Genomic DNA, 20,327 nt, shown 5'->3' on the forward strand with positions numbered 1-20,327 from the left:
ATGCAAGCGGCATGACCCAAAATCCATATCCATAGGGGGTTGTTCTTCACATGTACCGACCGTTAAAACCTAGTTTTCTAGTGTTGATGCTGCTGGTTGTTGCTATGTTAGGTGCGTGTTCGACGGATTCTAAGCCGGCTGCGACTCCTGCTGCTGCGGGTGCAGGAGAAGCGGAAGGTGAGGGTCAGCCTTTAACGAAAGTGAAAATCCAACTCAAATGGGTACCGCAGGCTCAGTTTGCAGGTATATATGCTGCCAAGGAGCAGGGTTTCTTCGCCGATGAGGGCATCGATGCCGAGATTATTCCCGGAGGGCCGGACATCGTCATTGAACAACAGGTCGTTAATGGTGCTGCAGATGTTGGAGTAACCGGGGTAGATAGTTTGCTGGTCAGCCGGGATAACGGACTCCCGCTGGTATCCCTCGCGCAAATTTCGCAAAAGAGTAGCTATCGATTAATTGCCAAGAAATCTGCGGGGATCACCGATCCTACTCAGATGAAGGGCAAGAAGGTTAGTACATGGTTTGGTAGTCAACAATTCCAGGTGCTCGCCTTCATGGAGAAGAATGGTCTTGATCCGAAGAAGGATATTGAGCTGGTCAAACAGGGCTTCACGATGGATCAATTCTTCAATGACCAGGTGGATGTGGCTACAGCAACCATCTATAACGAATTTCATGTGGTACTGGAGAGCGGTGTAAAGGAATCCGATCTGGATGTATTCAACATTGAGGATGCGGGTGTTGGCATGTTGGAGGACACCCTTATTGCGAAGAAGGACTGGGTTGACGGCAATCGGGATCTGGCGGTCAAAGTCACGCGTGCCATTCTGAAAGGCTGGAACTACGCAATCGACAACCAAGATGAGACGGTAGATACCGTCATGAAAAATGTAACCGAGGGCAGTACCACTCGTGAGCACCAAGTGACCATGCTGGAAGAGATTGCGAAGTTGATTCGCCCCGAAGGTTTTACCGAACAGCAGGTTGGCAGCTTCGTCGATGAGTCCTTCACGCGAACGGCGGACATCGCCTTAAATTATGGTTTGATCAAAAAAGCCGAAAATCTAGATGAAGCATTAGAGAAAAGTATCTATGAAGATGCAGTGAAATAGATTGAGGAGGATGACGCATGAACTCTGTGGATCAGCAGCCTCAGCCACTTGGGGGTACGAAGGAAGAATGGCTGGAGAAGGATCGTCAATATGTGTGGCATCACATCTCCCCGCATAACGATCATCCGATGATTGCCGTCAGCGGTGAAGGAAGCTGGATTATGGATCAGTATGGCTCACGTTATTTGGATGCGATGTCTGGATTGTGGTGTGTGAACGTTGGGCATGGGCGGGAGGAAATTGCCAGAAGTGCCTATGAGCAGATGAAAGCACTCGCCTATGTCCCAATGACCCAGAGTCATGAGCCGGCAATCCTGCTCGCAGAGAAGCTGAATGACTGGCTGGAGGGGGAGTATCGGATCTTTTTCTCCAACTCGGGTTCGGATGCCAATGAGGTAGCTTTCAAAATAGCCCGCCAGTATCATCACCAGAATGGTGAGCCTACGCGGCACAAGTTCATCTCTCGTCATCGTGCATATCACGGGAACTCCATGGGCGCACTTGGCGCTACGGGGCAAGCGGCTCGCAAGATCAAATACGAACCCCTGGGCGTTGGCTTCACTCATGTACCTCCGCCGTACTGTTATCGTTGTCCGTTTGGTAAGAGCAAGGACGGTTGCGGGCTGGAGTGCGCGGCGATCTATGAAGAGGTCATTCGCTGGGAAGGGCCAGAGACTGTAGCTGCCGTCATTATGGAGCCGGTCATTACAGGGGGCGGCATGATCGTGCCTCCTCCAGATTATATGCGCACGGTACAGGAGATCTGTGAGCGCTATGGTGTGCTGTTGATCGTTGATGAGGTCATCTGTGGTTTTGGTCGCTCAGGGCAAAAGTTCGGGCATCACAATTACGGTGTGAAGCCTGATATTGTGACGATGGCCAAAGGGTTAACCAGTGCGTACTCTCCATTATCGGCTACCGCCGTAAGAGCGGACATGTACGATTCGTTCAAAGAACCTGGCGCAGATACACACTTTCGTCATGTGAATACCTTTGGGGGGAATCCGGTGTCTTGCCGGGTAGCGTTGGCGAATCTGGAGATTATTGAACGTGAGAATCTAGTTAGTCAAGCTGAGTGGCTGGGAAGTCTGCTCCGTGAAAAGCTCGAACCGCTCTTGTCGCTTTCAGTGGTCGGTGACATTCGCTCCTTCGGATTCGCCTGTGGCATCGAATTGATTGAGGCGGATGGCTCTCCGGCCAGAGCAGATCAGGTAATGAAGGTACTCGCTAGCTGTAAAAAGGATGGCATTCTCATCGGTAAAAATGGGGATACCGTACCAGGGTTTGCAAATATTCTGACGATCTCACCGCCATTCGTCACAACGGAAGCAGAGCTGGATCTCATTGCAGGCAGCCTACTGACTGCACTACGTAATCTGGATGCAAGTTCATTAGACATGAACGATGAAGCCATAATTGTACAAGGAGGAATTCGGAGTGCAGACGACGGAGGGAATCACCATTAATCAGGCTCGATTGGATGAGCGTATTGAACAACTATCTCGTATTGGACGCATCGCAGATACTGGTGTCTGTCGCTTAGCCCTAACACCGGAAGATATGGAAGGCATCATTCAGGTTCGTCTCTGGATGGAGGAGACAGGGCTTACTACTCGGCTCGATGCCTTTGGTAATCTGATTGGTCGCTTGGAAGGTACAGACCCTTCGCTTCCGCTACTAATGCTGGGCTCACACATCGATTCCCAGCCGTATGGTGGCCGCTATGATGGAGCAATTGGCGTGCTCGGCGCGCTCGAGGCGGTTCAATGTCTAATAGAGCAAGGGATACAGCCCATGATGCCCATTGAGGTCATTGCCTTTTGTGATGAAGAGGGTTCACGGTTCAACAAGGGTTTGTTCGGCTCCCGTGGGATAACCGGGCAGTTGGAGGAAGGTGAGCTGGAGCGACAGGATAAACATGGGATGACGCGGCGAGAAGCGCTTGAGTCCTTCGGCTGCTCCCCAGCACAATTTGCCGAATCGGTATACCCGCCTGGAGCGATTGGCGCATATCTGGAGCTGCACATTGAACAGGGACCTGTACTGGAATCGATAGACGCCCCCGTGGGTGTAGTGACCGGGATTTCTGGACCATTGTGGCTCACGGTGACGATGAAGGGAATGGCAGGTCATGCTGGATCGGTTCCGATGGGAATGCGGCATGATGCACTTGTTGGCAGCGCCAAAGTCATTGCTGCGTTTGATGAGATGGTACGCGAAGATCCTGGTGCACCTACGGTAGGAACTGTAGGGAGCCTGAGGGTATTCCCCGATTCGCGCAACATTATTCCGGAGGAAGTTAGCTTTACCGTAGATTTACGGGATATGGAGATGGCACGCAGAGATCGGCTGGAAGCCCGGTTCATGCAACTGCTGGAGGATGTAAGCAAGCAGCATGGGCTGAGCTATTCGCTCACAGTCGATACCAATAGTGAACCACGATATTGTGCGGAACGAATTAAGTCTGCGATTCACTCATCGGCCGAAGCGATGGGAATGACGTTACCGGAGCTCATGAGTGGGCCTTTCCATGATGCGCTGGCATTATCACATGTATGTGATTACGGCATGATCTTTGTCCGCAGTAAGGACGGCATCAGTCACCATCCGAGTGAATACTCTTCGCCAGAAGATATCGCACTGGGCACCGAAGTGCTATACCGTACCGTTCGGCAGATGTGTAATGGTCACACAGTTATCGATACATTTTCCTAAGGAGGCGTTCCAATATTATGGGCAAAATCAAGATTGGTTTGATCCAAGCTTCACACGCTATGGAGGGCACCGCTTCCGTTGAGGTTCATAAGGAAGCGGCGATACAGAAGCATATCGCCATGGTACGAGAAGCTGCCGCCAAGGGAGCGCAGATTATTGGTTTACAGGAAGTATTCTATGGTCCGTACTTTTGCACGGAGCAGAATCCGAAGTGGTATGCCTCTGCGGAGCAGGTACCAGAAGGGCCAACTACACAGCGTTTCCAAGCATTGGCGAAGGAGCTGGGGGTAGTCATTATTTTGCCGGTGTATGAGGTGGAGGGTATTGCTTCGTATTACAACACGGCAGCTGTGATCGATGCGGATGGATCGTATCTGGGAAAATATCGCAAACATCACATCCCGCATGTGGAAGCAGGTGAGGGTACGAATGGATTCTGGGAGAAGTATTATTTCAAACCTGGAAATCTTGGATACCCGGTGTTCGACACGGCTTACGCCAGAGTGGGCGTGTACATCTGTTATGACCGTCATTTCCCGGAGGGAGCACGTCTGCTCGGTTTAGCGGGGGCCGAGATTGTATTCAATCCTTCGGCAACGGTGGCAGGCACGTCGGAATACCTGTGGAAGCTGGAGCAACCCGCACATGCGGTAGCCAATGGGTATTATGTTGCTGCGATCAATCGTGTAGGGGTGGAATCACCTTGGAATATGGGAGAGTTCTACGGTCAGTCCTACCTTGTTGATCCGCGTGGCAAGATGGTTGCCATCGGTAGCAGGGATCAAGATGAAGTGATTATTGGGGAGATGGATACTGAGGTAATCCGGGAGGTACGTAATGTATGGCAATTTTACCGGGATCGACGGCCTGAAACGTATGAACATCTTGTTCATTTGTAGAGGTTGTTCAAAAAGTCCGCTTTTGATTACGAAGGATGCCCTGAGGCACAGATAGGGTACACAGCCCAATGAATAATTTTTGGAGGTGCATACGCATGATGAACAGCCCTGGAACCCCCATGTCCGACTATGGATGGGAGAGTCGTTTCACGGAGATGAAACCTGCGATGTCAAGTGCAGAGGCGATGGAGGAATCCAACCGCTGTCTATATTGTTACGATGCACCTTGCATCAAGGCGTGTCCAACAGATATTAATATTCCTTCGTTTATACGGAAAATCTCTACAGGTCATCTCAAGGGTTCAGCTCGAACCATTATGGATGCGAATCCGGTGGGAGCCAGTTGTGCGAGGGTCTGTCCAACAGAAGAGTTATGTGAAGGTGCCTGTGTTCTGAACGATTCGTCTAAGCCTATTCGCATCGGTGATCTGCAACGTTATGCAACGGATTGGGCACGAACGAAGAATGAACCGTTGTTCCATCCGGCACCTTCGAATGGACGTACGGTTGCAATCGTGGGTGCCGGCCCTGCAGGGTTGTCCGCAGCCAGAGAGCTGGGGCGTGCAGGGTATGAGGTGACGATCTATGAAGCGAAGGCCAAGGGTGGCGGATTAAATACGTATGGCATTGTATCGTTCCGTTTACCTGAATCCGTCGCATTGTGGGAAGTACAGCAAGTGGAAGCGCTGGGCGTACAGATCCGATATGGCGTTCGCATTGGGGTAGACCTCTCGGCGGATGAGATTATGGAGCAATACGACTCGGTAATTCTCGCTTGTGGCATGGGCGCAGTGCCGATGCTAGGCATTGAAGGCGAGACACTAGAAGGAGTCTATGATGCCATTGAGCTGGTCGAATCGACGAAGCAGGGTGTGCCACCGGCGCTCCATGGATTGAATGTTGCTGTGATTGGTGCAGGCAATACAGCTGTAGATGCGGCAACGTGCTCTGTACGTTTGGGTGCTGAGCGAGTACAGATGCTCTATCGACGCGGCGAGGGTCAGATGACGGCGTATGCGTTTGAATATACATTTGCGAAACAGGAAGGCGTGGAGTTCCGCTGGTTTACGATGCCGAGGCGCATTGTCGGAGATGAGAACGGCCGAGTTCGCGCTATTGAATGCGTGAAAATGCGGCTGGAGACACCGCCCGGCGGGGGGCGTGCATGGCCTGTACCGGTGGAAGGGTCAGAGTTCACGATTGAGTGTGATACCGTCGTGCGTGCAATTGGACAGAATCGGTTGTTGCCGCTTATTGAAGCCTTTGGATTGAAGCACCAAGGCGGTGTAGTGGAGGTGGAGCCGCACACGTATCGCACATCCCACCCTCAGGTCTATGCCGCTGGAGATGTTATCTTTGGTCAGGGGCAGGGCGAAGCCATGGTCGTATCCGCAGCCCAACAGGGGAAGATGGCTGCGGCAGCCGTCATGAAGGCATGGCCTGGTCAGGTGGAAGAGACAGCATAAGTTTGGAATCATGCCACGCTCGGTTTAATGACACCAGCACCAGTGAATCAGTGAATGGTTTTGCCGCCATCATTATTTGGAGCATATAGGGTGATTAATCTATCTCAAGCAATCCCAAGCCTGATATCAGGCAACATCATTTGATTCGCAAACCAAAAGCTACCAATATTAAGCAAGTGATATCAATCCACATCTAGGAGGGATCGTTATGGCTGACTTATCTATTAATCTGGCAGGTATTCGATCGCCGAATCCATTCTGGCTGGCATCTGCACCACCAACGAATACAGGATATCAGGTTCAGCGAGCCTTTGAGGCAGGCTGGGGTGGCGCAGTGTGGAAGACAATGGGCGAGCCTATTATCAATACATCGTCACGCTTTGCCGCGATTCATTTCGGTGGGCAGCGTGTTGCGGGTTTTAACAATATTGAGTTGATATCGGATCGTCCATTAGAAGTGAATCTGCGAGAAATTGCAGAGACCAAGAAGCGTTTCCCGAATCGAGCGGTGATAGCCTCACTAATGGTTGAGCCGAAGCGGGAGAAGTGGCATGAGATTGTGAAGAAGGTCGAGGCAGTTGGTGTCGATGGACTGGAGCTGAACTTTGGCTGTCCCCATGGCATGGCTGAACGTGGTATGGGAGCCGCCTCGGGACAACAGCCTGATCTGGTAGAGCTCCAGACCATGTGGGTGAAGGAAGTAGCAACGACTCCGGTCATCGTAAAGCTTACGCCCAATATTACGGATATTACGGTAACAGCCAAAGCCGCCGTACGTGGTGGTGCGGATGCAATCTCCATGATTAACACCATCAACTCTCTTGCGGGTGTAGATCTGGATTCGTGGAATACGGTTCCGCATGTGGCGGGTAAGGGCGCGCATGGCGGGTATTGTGGGCCGGCCGTGAAGCCGATCGCACTGAACATGGTTGCAGAGTGTGCACGTAATCCGGAGGTAGGCGTGCCGATCTCCGGTATTGGAGGCATATCCAATTGGCGGGATACAGCTGAGTTTCTATTAATGGGAGCTACGGGCGTTCAGATCTGTACGGCTGCAATGCATCATGGTTTTCGGATTGTGGAGGAAATGATCGACGGGCTGAATGATTATTTGGATGAGAAGGGTTTGCAAAGTGTAACCGAATTAATCGGTCAGACGGTTCCTAAGTACTCGGATTGGGGCAATCTTGATCTGAATTACAAAGTGGTCGCTCGTATTGACCGCGATGTCTGTATTAATTGCAATAAATGCCATATCGCCTGTGAAGACACTTCACATCAATGTATTGATATGCTGACAGACCCTTCGGGTTCATATCTTGAGGTGGTTGAGGAGGATTGTGTAGGCTGTAATCTGTGTTCCATCGTGTGTCCGGTGGATGGCGCAATCCAGATGGTGGAGATCGAGCATGAACAAGCACCACTGACCTGGAATGAACGTCAATCGGCTATAGCGACGCTACAGTGGACACGAGATCAATCAACGAAAGAGGCGATATCATGACTATCCGCAAATTGATTCGTAATGGTGTGTTGGTTACAGCGTCAGATACATTCGAGGCAGATATTCTAATTGAGCATGGCAAAATCACGCAGATCGGCATAGGGCTACTGCCAGACGAACGGACAGAGGTAATCGATGCTTCAGGTTGTTATGTGATTCCTGGCGGTATCGATCCACATACCCATTTGGATATGCCGTTTGGCGGAACGGTTACAGCAGATGATTTTGCGACAGGTACGGCTGCTGCTGCATTTGGCGGCACAACTACCATTATCGATTTTTGTTTAACGCAAAAAGGGCGACCACTGCTGGAATCCCTCCAGCAATGGCATGACAAAGCAGACGGTAAGGCAGCCATTGATTATGGCTTCCATCTGATGATCGGAGAGATGAATGATCAGGTACTGGAAGAGTTACCTCAGATGATTGAAGAAGAAGGTGTGTCTTCCTTTAAGGTATTCATGGCATACAAAAATCAATTCCAAGCCGATGATGCCATCCTGTATCAGACGCTGCAAAAGGCGAAGGAGTACGGCGCTCTCGTTATGGTGCATGCCGAGAATGGCGATGTGATCGACCTGCTCGTGCGTGAAGCGCTCGCGGCTGGTCGAACCGAACCGATTCACCATGCGCTAACTCGTCCATCAGTTTTGGAGGGAGAGGCAACAGGTCGGGCTGCCCGACTGGCGGCACTTGCGGATTCTCAGCTCTATGTTGTGCATGTGACATGCGCTGAAGCGGTGGAGCAGATTGCTCGTATGCGGGAGTTAGGGTATCGAATCTGGGGCGAGACGTGTCCGCAGTATTTAACGTTGGATCAATCGATCATGGATCAGCCGAATTTTGAAGGCGCCAAGTATGTCTGGTCACCACCTTTGCGGGAAGCAACTCATCAGGATGCATTGTGGAATGCGCTCAAGAATGGTCAGCTGCAGACGATTGGCTCGGATCACTGCTCGTTTAACTTTAAGGGACAGAAGGATCTGGGGAAGGATGATTTTAGCAAAATTCCGAATGGCGGGCCTGTGATTGAGGATCGACTCAGCATCCTGTATTCAGAAGGTGTCGCCAAAGGACGCATATCCCTGAACCAGTGGGTGGATCTGTGCTCAACACGGGCAAGCAAGCTATTCGGGCTATTTCCGCAGAAAGGCACGCTGGCTGTAGGAACGGATGCAGATATTGTTATTTTTGACCCAGCGATCGAGAGAGAACTTTCTGCTGCGACGCATCATATGAACGTGGATTACAGTGCCTTTGAAGGAATGCAGGTTCAGGGATGTCCCATTACGGTGCTATGTCGGGGAGAATATGTGGTTCGTGATCGGCAGTTTGCAGGCAAGCCAGGTGCAGGCCAATATGTGAAGCGTGCCAAATACGATGCTGGCGCACCCGTTCCAGCGAAGAAAGTAGCGACAACAACGAGGGGGTGAGAGGTATGTCCGAAACAGCGGATTTTGAAGCGGAAAAAATAGCAATTGAACGTATGGTCGCTCTGGGTTACCGCATCTATACGGTGCAAGAGCATCTGGAGGGAGCGGATGTCGTCTGGGAACATCCGGATCAGCCGGGAGAGTGGAAGCAGCAACACGTAGGCACTGCCTCCGGCCGAAAGTGGTTTGGACACTTTCTCGTGCAGCAACTGCGAGAACAGCAGGGGGCATAGTGAAGCTACGCGATCGGGCCGTGGACATATTCATAACCATAGATGGCAAGCTCGATCGCAACTCTTTTCTCAGGAAGAACATAGTCTTCTCCTAGGAGGGACTCGATTTTGTGTAATCGGTGATATAGGGTCTGCCTTACGATGAACAGACGGGTAGCGGTCTCTTGTTTGGAACAACATAGCACGAAATATTGCTTAAGCGTATGCAGGAGTTGCCCACCTTTTTCTGCATCATATCGAATGATAGGCCCCAGATATTCCACGATAAAATCCTCCAAACTGCCACTCTGCTTCATACCCGCAATAATACGGTAACAATGAAGATTGCTGTAGAAGGGCTGCTGCATTGCTCCGATATCTTTTTGAATCGACAGGGTTTCCTTGGCTGAATCTAAGCTGTCTCTGATACGAGAGAGGTTAGCACAGCTCTGACCAATGCCTAACAGACCTGAGAATAGACGATGTGTTTGATCTGCTTCATGATGCTGGAGTTGTTGAATGCAGCTCCATAGATGGCTTTTGCGCTGAACTCCAGGCTGAGGGTCGATGATGATGAGAATGATCTGATGGTTAAGCACGGTACTGTAGAGGGTGAACCCTTCTCTTGAGAAGATAGAGCGGGAGACGATGTTACGCTGAATGAGGAGCTTCTGAAGCTTGAGGCTATCTGAATAACCCGGGATACGGTCGAACAAAATGACGGTGCCTGTGCCTGTTGCAAGAAGGGGACTAGCGGTGGATAGATATTCGTGTATCTCTTTGGCAGAATGATGGCCGTTGAGCCAATCGATGACCCACATATCTTCCTTGTATCGGCGCTTCTCCTCCATGTATTTGGTGCGCATCCAGTCCTGGGCAATGGCAGCGGCACAACGCTCCATGGCTTGAAGGACGAATTCATTGGAAGGTTGGTGTGGGTGCGCCAGATCCAGATCATGATTAGATGATTTTGCTGTGCTGAGTACGAGGTCGGCAAAGGTATACTCTAGTGCTTGCACAGACAGAGAGAGCGTACCCGGTGAGGAGCAGAATTCGGTTGAAGTCGCGGGTTCCGTATGACTATCCGTTCTCATTGACTCAGACTTCCGATGCGAGAACCAGGACTGGCGTCGCGCTTCTAGATGTTCTGGTGCACTATAGGGCACGGCACTTGCCTCACCCTCAAGTGGATAGAGAGCTACATCATAACCCGTCGTACGTGACAACAATCGAAGTAGTGGCTGCACACCATCGCCATTGAGCAGAAGTTGGTTGAATGAGGTGGTCAGGGTATCCAGTTCATTGATCAACCGTTGGTGACTACGGAGCAAAGTAAAATGCAGATCTTGTGTAATATCGATATAGCGAACTTGTTCATGGAACCAGATGAGTGGAAAATCCTCGGCAGAAGCAATTTCTTTCATTGCCCCAAGCTGGGATTTGGTGTGTGCCCCAAGCTCAATACATAACCCCGCAGCCCCATGTGCAATTAACTGACGTAGAAAAGAGAGCCCTTGCTGCGCATTATCCTGCCATCCGATGCCTGTGGTTAGCACCAGTTCACCGCCGTTGAGCAGGTTCCCCACTTCAGGCACCTCCATGATATGTACCCATCTTACGTACCTCGTCAGCGCACGTTCACTGGCGAGTACCTCTGCTTTGCGAAATACCGGACGTTTCAACATATCCCTCATCTGAATATGCAGCGTTGTTTCCCCCATACCCTCACCGTCCTTCCCATGGTATGTCCTAGCAATACCCAGATCCGTAAACCTTAGTATAAAACCATTCGGCACAGATGAGATGATCTCTTACACTTATTTGTGTGATTTCCCAAAATGAATGGTTTGTTTTGTCGTCTAATTCAAAATTGCCATCGTGCTAACTACAACAAATACGCTGACTACAAAAAAACACCCCTTGGTCTGATGTTGGAATATAAAATCATTCCAATACATAGCAAGGGGTGTGAATTGTTAATCTAGTTTAGAGCATGAGTCTATCTTTGCGACCAATTAATCTTCGATTCTTTTCTTTTTGAACTTCATCAGGAATTCATACACAATCGGTACGATGACCAGTGTGAGCAGCGTGGAGCTGATCAGACCCCCGATAACGGTAATTCCGAGACCTTTGGAGATAATGCCCGCGCTCTCTTCCAGCCCTGTAACGAGTGGAAGCAATGCACCAATGGTAGCAAGAGCGGTCATCAGAATCGGACGAAGACGTGTTGCTCCGGCTTCCAGCAAGGCTTCACGAGTAGACAATCCCTCGTTTTCCTTGTGAATGACACGGTCGATCAGGACGATGGCATTCGTGACTACGATACCGATGAGCATTAGTCCACCCATCATGGCAGATACGTCAATTGTACCGCCTGCTACGAACAGACCTACCATAATACCAATAACGGTGAACGGCAGGGAGAACAGGATGGCAAATGGCGCAAGTCCGCCGCCAAACGTAACAACGAGCACGAAGTATACGATAGCGATGGCTGCCAGCATGGCAAGACCAAGCTGTGTAAATGTGTCATTAATTTGTTCAGTCGTACCACCAAACTTCACTTCAACACCATCTGGCAGATCGATTTTGTCGATATTAGCCTGCAGATCCTGCGAAGCCTTCGCTACATTAGCAGCGAGAATGTTAGCTGATACCTGAACAACGACCTTACCATCAATACGCATGATGGAGTTCGGTGAAGTACCTTCTTCTACTTTAGCGACATCTTTAATGGGTACTTCGATGCCGAGCGGTGAAGTGACGGTTTCATTTTCAATCTCCGAAAGGCTATTGAATGTCTTTTTGTCCGTTTCAACATATACTTTATATGTTTTGTTCTCGATATCTACTTCGGTAAGCACAGGGCGTTCCCGCACTGGGCTCAGTGTCATAGCCAGTTGACCTGCAGTCAAACCAAGCGAACTTAGTTTCTCCTGATCTGCAACCAGCGTGTACTGCCCGTAGGTATCAGAGAGTGTTGTATCTGCTTTTTCGAATGATTCCGTATCTGCTTGAACCAGCTTCAGAATTTCATCGGAGACCGGTTTGATCTGTTCTACACTGTCGCCATAGATGGAAAGGCTCAGACTGCTTCCTCCCAGACCCCCAGACATATCAAGCTCACTCCAGGTTCCTGCGGTAACTTGGTTCTTCAAACCTTCCACAAGATCTTTCTTCACTTGGGTAAATTCTTTGGTATCTTCGTTGTATTGAATATAGAAGAGTGCAGAGTTGGAGCTTCCTCCACCCATGCTGCTCAGCGGGTTACTGCCACCGATGGAGTATTGCATTTTCTCCAGACCTGGTTGCTGCAACAACCACTTCTCAGCGACAAGGGCTTCTTTTTCCACATCTTCACGCAGAGCTCCCGTTTCCGGACTGTACGTAACCATGACATATTTATCCTGTTGCTCTGGCAGGAAGCTTGCGCCGATGAACGGATACAAGAATAAACTACCAACCAATACGAGTACAGCGACACTTACAGTAATGAATTTATGAGACAACGTCCAGTTCAAGAGTCGTTTGTACGTATCCGCAAGCTTGCCTGGTTTTTCATCATGATTTTGCTTGTTCTTGATCCCTTTGCGGAAGAGGCTATGAGCCAGCATTGGTACGATTGTGATCGCAACAACAAGGGATGCCAGTAGGGCAAAGACCATCGTCAAGGCAAATGGTAAGAACAACTCACCGACCATACCGCTCACAAGTGCGAGTGGAAGGAACACGGCAATGGTAACAATGGTGGAGGAAAGGATCGGTACAAACATCTCACGGGTTGCTTCCCGGATCAGTTCACGGCCTTTTAATTTCTCTCCTTTGAGCGTTAAACGGCGATAGATATTCTCGATAACAACGATGGAGTCATCCACGACCCGCCCAATGGCAACCGTCATGGCGCCGAGCGTCATCATGTTCAGCGTAATGTCCATTACATTCAACGCTGTCAGTGCAATGAGCAAGGAGAGCGGAATGGAAATGACCGAAATGATCGTAGAGCGAATATCACGCAAGAATAAGAGAATAATCAAAATGGCGAACAAAGCACCAAACATCGCTTTATACAACATGGTATTTACGGAATCTTGGATAGGTTTACCTTGATCAAGTAGAACCGTAAGCTCTGCATTTTTGAATTGGGATTGCAATTCTTCTGCTTTTTTCTTAACGGCATTAACTACATCAACCGTATTGGCATCATTGGACTTAACGATCGAGATCCCGATAGATTCTTTACCGTCTGTCCGAGAGATGGATTCTGCTTGACCAATAACTTCGATCTTCGCAATCTCACTTAATTTAACGGTTGGAATGCCAGGTGCTGCATTAGCTGCGCCCGCAGGATTACCAGCGCCAGCGTTACCGCCACCCGCTTGCCCTGCAGCCTGGTCAGATTCTTGTGCAGCCCCTGGTGCTGTACCTTGACCCGCTTCACCAGCTTGAGCCGATGAACCACCTGTTGGTGCTCCTGTGCCTTGTGGAGTAGTAGCTGCACCATTACCTGCGGATGCACCTGCACCGCTTGGGATAACCGGAATAGCCAGATTGTTTAGGTCATCCATATCAATGATGTTACCATCAACAACGACAGCCTTCTGGGCTTTATCCAGTTCAAACAATCCAAGAGGTACACGGACAGACGAACCTTGAACGATCCCTTTGACTGTATCTTCAGTCAGACCGAGTTCGTTCATTTTGTCCTGATCAAATTTCAGTTGGACCTCTCTAACGTATTGACCGGAAACTTGTACCTGAGCGACACCATCGATGTCTTCAAGTGCAGCCTGAATATCGTTCTGTGCGAGTCTCGTCAGTTGTTCTAGATCCCCGCCATCCTTATCGGACAAGCTCAGTGATACTACTGGGAATGAGTTAATGCTGAATTTGGAAATGGTCGGTTTCTGTACGCCATCTGGCAGTTGCACTTCGTTCAGTGCTTCACGAACTGCTGCTGTGGCATTATCTAAATCCGTTCCATAATCGAATTCAAGTGTGATGGAAGAGGCATTCTCCATGGAGGTAGAGGTGAGTGTTTTGATGCCCTCGACGTTCCTCAATGTCTGTTCTAGTGGTTTGGTGACATCCTCAACAATTCCTTCTGGTGCGGCACCAGGATCGATAGCAGTAACGGCCAGGAATGGAACGTTGATGTTTGGAATCGTCTCCTGCTTCATCGTTAGTCCACTGTATAAACCGGTGGCGGATACGATGATGGTCAGAATCCAGATGGCAAACTTGTTGTTCAGTGAAAAGTTAATAATCCCTTTCATACGCTGGTTTCTTCTCCTCTCTGTTCTCCCTGTTTTTTATTGGTTTGACGAGTCAGCTTGGATAAACCGGCTATACATGGCATCCATAATGTGCTGAAGCTCGGAGTGCAATGGCTGAATGGCAGGAATGTGATTCAGATTGTGCATCATACCCAGAATAATGGCGCGCCTTGGCGTGAATTCCATCATCTCACGTTTTAGAATGGCGATGGTTTCCAGCGCATCGGTACGTAGTTGTCCTGGTTGCAAATCCGACGTAATGATATCCTGCATCTGTTTAATAATGTGAACCGGGTGACGCATGACGGTAGAATCTGCATTGAATTCACGCGTCCATGCTGGCCAGTGATCTAACATAACTAAGGGCGCAGGCTTGTGCTCCAGCAGTCCATGTGCCGCGTAATCCATCGTTCGAAGCAAGTTGGCAGCCATTTTGGCAACGGTGAGTGAGGGCATTTCCGTGAACCAAATTTTGACGTAGGAGAGAAACAGACCTTGCGTAAGCAGCATCAAATCAATGGTATATGGTTCAATCTCGGGGCCATACAGAGCCTCAAGCTTATCCTTGAACCAATGTAAAATGCGAACCTCTAGCTCTTTGTGCTGCGGGTTGCATTGTTCATGATGCTTCTGTTCATCGTCCATCATCATGCTGCGCAGTTGTACACGCAAAAATTCTCTCAGCTCGGATACATGGATGAGCAGTGTTTCGATCTGCTTGTGCAGACGTTCTCTTGATGTGAGGCCAGCTTCTTGCTCAATCTGGGTCATTTCATCAATGAGAGTAAACATGCAATATTCCAAGGTGCTGGACTCTAATTCCTCTTTGGATTTAAACATAAGGTAGAGACTACCCTTCGACATTCCGCATAGTTCAGCAATCTCTTGCATGGACGTTGCAGCACTGCCTTTGGCAGAAAACAGCTTGAGGGCTGTGGTAATAATGAGCTTTTTCTTCTCATTCATTTCATGGATAGGGTTCATTAACGATACATTCACCTCGTTGCGGAACTTGTGAGTTCTCGGATTGACTTCAAGGTCAGAATAAGTATAAACGATCTGGAAGGTCGAATTCAAATGGGAGGAAATTGGAAAAAAAGAGAAGGGGGAAACTTACCTAATGAGGCTACATTCCACCCTGAAAATCATAAATAGCGAGCAGGATTACCGCCACGAGGGAGAACAGGAAGAACGCAGCTAATAGGATGAGGAAGGTGTACCCTGTGAATGCGCCAAGACGTCTCCATATTTTCTTCATATCATCAGTCTCCTCTCCTGTTATTTCCATCATATCGCAAAAAGACGACTTCCTGATGAAGTCGCCTGTTATTTTACGTAAAATATTAAATTTATTACAATCGGTTATCGCTCATTATCGTTTAACATTGCAATATCACTTGTTCTTGCCGGATACGTTACGTAATTAATTTCAAACCAACGGCTGCGACCAGAATCATCGCAATAAATAAGAGCCGCTTCGCTTCCTTGCGTTCGCCGAACAGGAACATGCCTGTCAGCGTGCTGCCTACTGTTCCGATTCCTGTCCACACAGCGTAAGCTGTGCCCATAGGAATGGAAGTCATTGCGTAGGACAGAAGAGAGAAGCTGAATACAAATGAAACCAACATCAGTACGATATAAGGCCAGCCCTTTTTGGAAGAAGCCCCATTAATACCGATGACGCCAAAAATTTCACAGATGCCTGCACCGACGATTGCTAACCATGCCATTATGCCGCACCTTCTTTCGTTGACTGCTGCTGGTCTGTAACCAGTTTCAGCCCAATGACACCGCAGAGCAATAAGCCGATCAACAATATTTTAGCAAGGCGGAATTCCTCACCGAACAGCACCATCTCCGTTAGCACAGTACCCGCTGTACCAATACCTGTGAAGACGGCGTATACGGTACCGACAGGAAGTCTCTTGGAAGCGGCAATGATGAGTCCAAAACTAATCACGATGGCGATCCCCGTCAGTGCCCATTCTGATGCATTAGAAGCGTGCTTTAACCCGCTTACCCATACAATTTCTATAATTCCTCCGATAAAAACATACAACCAGTTGCGGTTCATGATGGTGAATCTCCTTCCAGCACAATAGCTCGTGCTTCTTCGTTCATATGATGTATGCCATGCCAAAAGACAGGCCAGGAGGCTTCAAGGCGTCGTTTGTATCGACGTGAGCTTCCATATATAATCTCCACCGTAATACCGTCCAGGAACGTCATAAACGCAATAGCTGCTTGTTCTGCTGGAACAGACGGTAGTTCTCCATGACGTATTGCACGCTCGAATAGCCTGATCAAGGCGCGTTCCATACCGTCTAGAAACGGATACACGAGATCCATCACTTCGCTATAGAGGTTCAGTGGTGGATAATAACAATTGCGCAGCATAAAACGTGCGGATGCATGGGCATGGTACTCTTCCTCAAACCAGAATAGTAGACCCTTCAGCCGTTGCTCTAGTGGTAAATCCGCATGGTCACGGAAATATTCAAGTGTGTGCCGCCGTACCTCCTGAAATGCGAAGGCCAGAGTGTGCAAAAATAAGTCATCCTTGTTGCTAAAATGTGCATATATCGATGGTTTCTTAATCCCGACTTCATCTGCGATGGCTCTGAGTGATGCTCCTTCATATCCATCTCTAGCAAAATGGAAAAGCGCGGCATCCCGAATCGAATGTGCAGTCATGATATCACCTTCCTAACGGGCGTTAGGTAATTATGTTTTCACATTTTACATCCCGTGTCAAGATATAAAACTCCGCCTGCACGATAGAGCACAGACGGAGTTTATAAATACTATAAATATATCCGGAGAGAACAACGATCTTAATGGATGTTCTTTCAGCGAAGTGGCAAGTGTATCATCTAGGTTCATTATCTTTCTAAAAGGTCGTAAAGCCCAAGATAAGTTGTAGCTTATACAAAATCCCTTTCAGAAATGTTGTTTTCTCCTGAAATTCATCGAGATTCAACGTAAACTCCGCATCATCATTATTCCAAATGCGATCAAAATAATTCGCAACATTCTGGGTGAACTCGTTATCCGGAGGGGATGCAACCCAAAGGTTGTTTTCCAAATTATAATCATTCAAGTTCCGCGGTGTAAAATTGGTCGACCCGCCAAGAACAATGTGATCACCGGTTGCTTTGGCGATGTACATCATCTTGGTATGGTATTGTTCCTTGGTTGTGTTATACCAACGAATCTGGATTTTGCCGTCTGACTTGCCATGTAGCTCAGCAGCTACAGGCCGATTCGGAATGCCGATCTTCTCCTGACCAAATGCATTTTCGTTTGGATCAAGTACAAGCCGAATCTCTGTTCCGCGTTCTGCCGCTGCGAGCAGCGCATCCAACACTTTAGGTGAGGCAATGTAGAACATGCCCATCCATAACACGTCACCCTTTTCGGCTGCGTTAATCTCATGCAAGGTTGCATCATTTACTTTGCCTTCGGTTAAGTAGCGGATACGCAGGTCACCCTCGTTCGATTTAGTGCTCGACGTAGCGGTCGAATCGTTGGCAGAGGGAGAATATACGGGCACAGTGCCACCACCGGAAATGTCTAGTACCGCCTGTTCTGAGCGAAGGATATCCTCAATGATGGGACCAGAGACTTCAAAGGCAATGTTGGAGTGATAGGCGCTTGCGTCATGGATATTACCGGAGGATACAATCGCTGTCTTCTCACTGACAACAACTTTGCGATGATTGGCTTTGACGTTTAAAAGTTTTAAGTAAGACCGCAAGGTAACATCCGGGCCGTCACTTGCCATTAGGTTAGGAACCCATCCTTTGCCGGACTGTCCGAACCATTGGAAGAAAGTACGCCACACTGCCGAGTATACCGGCGTAGAGTCACGGAGTGGATCAACATTGGTGATGACCACATGTATTCCCGCTTGTTTCATTTGTTGAAATAGCGGGTTCGGCGCTGAATTATAGTTCGTGTTCACTTCGTCGGTAATAAACCAGATGTCCATATCGGGATGTTGGTTCTTTTTCGCTATCATCGCATCCGTGAATTCTGCACTGATCGGCGGGAATCGTTGCCCTTCGTGCTGATAATCATTAAATAAGAACATATCCACGAGAACGAATTGTTCAGCATCTTCAACGACCTGCAGCATACGTTGGTAAATCTGCTGCTCATGTTCCATCAATCCATCTGCGGAAGGGTACGTCAGATCATGAAGAAACTGCACTTGATCCGTGCGATACTCCGGACTTTCATAGGAGATGCCTGGTGGTAGCGGTTTATACGTCTGATAGAGCATGACTGCGATGAGCCATAGAATAAGCAGACCTAGAGCTGCGCGTATGTATGGAAAGCGGCGTCCTGATGCCTTGGATTTGGTTGATGTGTGGCGAGAAGAAAACAAGCAATGACCCCCTTTCATAAGTTAGCTGACTACTATTACCACGTTGCAATGAATATTGACGCATAGGACTGGGTATAGAAGAGAAATTGGACAAGCCAGATGCTACTAAATTATCTTGATGAATCGACAGGGGTGTAGCTGTTGTGTATAATGGGTGTATTATTTTTGTAGAATGTTTTAAATTTCATATAAACTCGAAATGTGAACCTGGCGGAGACGGAAAAGGCCACGGCAAGCATTTCAGAGCATGCTTTATTGGATATTTTAAGAAAGAGAGTGGGGACTAAAGTGTATTCCATCAAACAGGTCGCTGCCATGCTGGACATTCCGACGGTAACGCTCCGAGCTTGGGAAAATCGTTACAGCGCGGTCACTCCTGAGCGAACGGAATCGGGTTATCGGTTGTATACAGATGAAAATGTTGAAGATCTGCGCTGGTTAAAACAGCAGGTTGAGCAACATCAGACCAATATTTCAGAAGCAGTGCGGATGTTGAAGGCGAACAAAGCCAAGCCAGCGGAAGCGTTCATTCCCACCCCGAGTACGACTCCTGTTCCCACCATGGAAGAATCGTACCAACGGATTGCGGATCAAATTTATGACTCCCTCTACCAATTCCAGGGTGAACGAGCCAACGGTCTGATTGATTTTGGCTTTACAATGTATGGATACGACTCGATGTTCTATCATGTACTTGTGCCCATTTTAGTTCGAGTTGGCGATGCTTGGGAGCAGGGAAGAGCCTCTGTAGCGCAGGAGCATTTCATGACCCAACTGATTTCACAGCGGTTTTATCAGTTTTTCCATCTGTTCCCGATCTATCCGCACTTACCTAAAGTCCTAGCGTTATGCCCAGAAGGGGAACATCATCAGGTGGGTTTGCTGCTATTCTCCCTGTTTATGCGTAAAAATGGAGCTGAAGTGCTGTACCTTGGAGCTAACACGCCGGAAGAGGGCATCTTTCCAATTATTCGTGAGCAGAAGATCAAGCTAGTCTGTCTCTCCATCACGAGTCCGGGATTAATGGAGCGTTGTGACCAATTGGTGAGTCGAATTAAAGATGAATTCCCGCATATGCGCTTTGTCCTTGGGGGAAAAGGGTATGAGCATGCCGAACATGCAACCTATCCCGAATGGATTATGCCGGAGCATTCGTCCGAATGGCAAGGTTGGTTAGAACGGGAGTACTTGGTAGACATGCCACCAGGCTCACAGTATTAACATAATAGAGCGACATGGTGAAATGGACAGGTCTAATGTATGGCTCAAACGATCAAGTTATGTGGGGTTGCGTCATATGTATCAACATTGCATAAA

Annotated in this window: 17 protein-coding genes; 9 read left to right on the forward strand and 8 right to left on the reverse strand. The window is 48.7% G+C overall.

Features of this window, described 5'->3' with window-relative positions:
- Positions 1 to 50 precede the first annotated feature (50 nt).
- From J2T19_RS20110 to J2T19_RS20145, 8 genes are all read left to right on the forward strand, one after another.
- Positions 51 to 1,115, forward strand: coding sequence for an ABC transporter substrate-binding protein (locus J2T19_RS20110; RefSeq protein WP_307218877.1), 1,065 nt, complete (start codon positions 51 to 53; stop codon positions 1,113 to 1,115).
- A gap of 17 nt (positions 1,116 to 1,132) precedes the next feature.
- The gene (locus J2T19_RS20115) at positions 1,133 to 2,581 is read left to right on the forward strand and encodes an aspartate aminotransferase family protein (protein WP_307218879.1); all 1,449 of its coding nucleotides are present in this window, start codon (positions 1,133 to 1,135) and stop codon (positions 2,579 to 2,581) included.
- Positions 2,553 to 3,830 carry a M20 family metallo-hydrolase gene (locus J2T19_RS20120; RefSeq protein ID WP_307218882.1) on the forward strand — a complete coding sequence of 426 codons (1,278 nt, stop codon included), beginning with the start codon at positions 2,553 to 2,555 and terminating at the stop codon, positions 3,828 to 3,830. Before J2T19_RS20115 ends, J2T19_RS20120 begins: the two co-directional genes overlap by 29 nt.
- 17 nt (positions 3,831 to 3,847) lie before the next feature.
- The gene (locus tag J2T19_RS20125) at positions 3,848 to 4,729 is read left to right on the forward strand and encodes a nitrilase-related carbon-nitrogen hydrolase (RefSeq protein WP_370874908.1); all 882 of its coding nucleotides are present in this window, start codon (positions 3,848 to 3,850) and stop codon (positions 4,727 to 4,729) included.
- A gap of 98 nt (positions 4,730 to 4,827) precedes the next feature.
- Positions 4,828 to 6,195, forward strand: coding sequence for an NAD(P)-dependent oxidoreductase (locus tag J2T19_RS20130; RefSeq protein WP_370874911.1), 1,368 nt, complete (start codon positions 4,828 to 4,830; stop codon positions 6,193 to 6,195).
- Between the two features lie 208 nt (positions 6,196 to 6,403).
- A complete protein-coding gene (gene preA, locus J2T19_RS20135; protein WP_307218884.1) occupies positions 6,404 to 7,699 on the forward strand; it encodes an NAD-dependent dihydropyrimidine dehydrogenase subunit PreA in 1,296 nt (431 codons plus the stop codon).
- Positions 7,696 to 9,132, forward strand: a complete 1,437-nt coding sequence (gene hydA, locus J2T19_RS20140) for a dihydropyrimidinase (RefSeq protein WP_307218886.1) — start codon at positions 7,696 to 7,698, stop codon at positions 9,130 to 9,132. Before preA ends, hydA begins: the two co-directional genes overlap by 4 nt.
- A gap of 5 nt (positions 9,133 to 9,137) precedes the next feature.
- Entirely contained in the window at positions 9,138 to 9,365 is a 228-nt protein-coding gene (locus J2T19_RS20145; RefSeq protein WP_307218888.1) for a hypothetical protein, read from the forward strand.
- Between the two features lie 5 nt (positions 9,366 to 9,370).
- Here the strand turns inward: J2T19_RS20145 and J2T19_RS20150 are convergent, their stop codons facing one another.
- The 8 genes from J2T19_RS20150 to J2T19_RS20185 form a co-directional block, all read right to left on the reverse strand.
- Complete coding sequence (locus tag J2T19_RS20150) at positions 9,371 to 11,065, reverse strand: PucR family transcriptional regulator (RefSeq protein WP_307218890.1); 1,695 nt, start codon at positions 11,063 to 11,065, stop codon at positions 9,371 to 9,373.
- 294 nt (positions 11,066 to 11,359) lie between these two features.
- A complete protein-coding gene (locus tag J2T19_RS20155) occupies positions 11,360 to 14,620 on the reverse strand; it encodes an efflux RND transporter permease subunit (protein ID WP_307218892.1) in 3,261 nt (1,086 codons plus the stop codon).
- Between the two features lie 36 nt (positions 14,621 to 14,656).
- Positions 14,657 to 15,586, reverse strand: coding sequence for a TetR/AcrR family transcriptional regulator (locus tag J2T19_RS20160; RefSeq protein WP_307218894.1), 930 nt, complete (start codon positions 15,584 to 15,586; stop codon positions 14,657 to 14,659).
- Positions 15,587 to 15,746: 160 nt separating this feature from the next.
- A complete protein-coding gene (locus J2T19_RS20165) occupies positions 15,747 to 15,878 on the reverse strand; it encodes a hypothetical protein (RefSeq protein ID WP_307218896.1) in 132 nt (43 codons plus the stop codon).
- Between the two features lie 157 nt (positions 15,879 to 16,035).
- The gene (locus J2T19_RS20170) at positions 16,036 to 16,350 is read right to left on the reverse strand and encodes a DMT family transporter (protein ID WP_056702138.1); all 315 of its coding nucleotides are present in this window, start codon (positions 16,348 to 16,350) and stop codon (positions 16,036 to 16,038) included.
- A complete protein-coding gene (locus tag J2T19_RS20175; protein WP_307218898.1) occupies positions 16,350 to 16,694 on the reverse strand; it encodes a DMT family transporter in 345 nt (114 codons plus the stop codon). Before J2T19_RS20175 ends, J2T19_RS20170 begins: the two co-directional genes overlap by 1 nt.
- The gene (locus J2T19_RS20180; RefSeq protein ID WP_307218900.1) at positions 16,691 to 17,314 is read right to left on the reverse strand and encodes a TetR/AcrR family transcriptional regulator; all 624 of its coding nucleotides are present in this window, start codon (positions 17,312 to 17,314) and stop codon (positions 16,691 to 16,693) included. Before J2T19_RS20180 ends, J2T19_RS20175 begins: the two co-directional genes overlap by 4 nt.
- Positions 17,315 to 17,510: 196 nt before the next feature.
- Positions 17,511 to 19,028 (reverse strand): phospholipase D family protein, encoded by a 1,518-nt coding sequence (locus tag J2T19_RS20185; protein ID WP_370874909.1) that lies wholly within the window; start codon positions 19,026 to 19,028, stop codon positions 17,511 to 17,513.
- Positions 19,029 to 19,211: 183 nt separating this feature from the next.
- Between J2T19_RS20185 and J2T19_RS20190 the strand changes: the two genes are divergently transcribed.
- Positions 19,212 to 20,231, forward strand: coding sequence for a MerR family transcriptional regulator (locus tag J2T19_RS20190; RefSeq protein WP_307218902.1), 1,020 nt, complete (start codon positions 19,212 to 19,214; stop codon positions 20,229 to 20,231).
- Positions 20,232 to 20,327: the final 96 nt, after the last annotated feature.

The sequence above is a fragment of the Paenibacillus tundrae genome (genome assembly GCF_030812775.1).
Classification (GTDB): domain Bacteria; phylum Bacillota; class Bacilli; order Paenibacillales; family Paenibacillaceae; genus Paenibacillus; species Paenibacillus tundrae_A.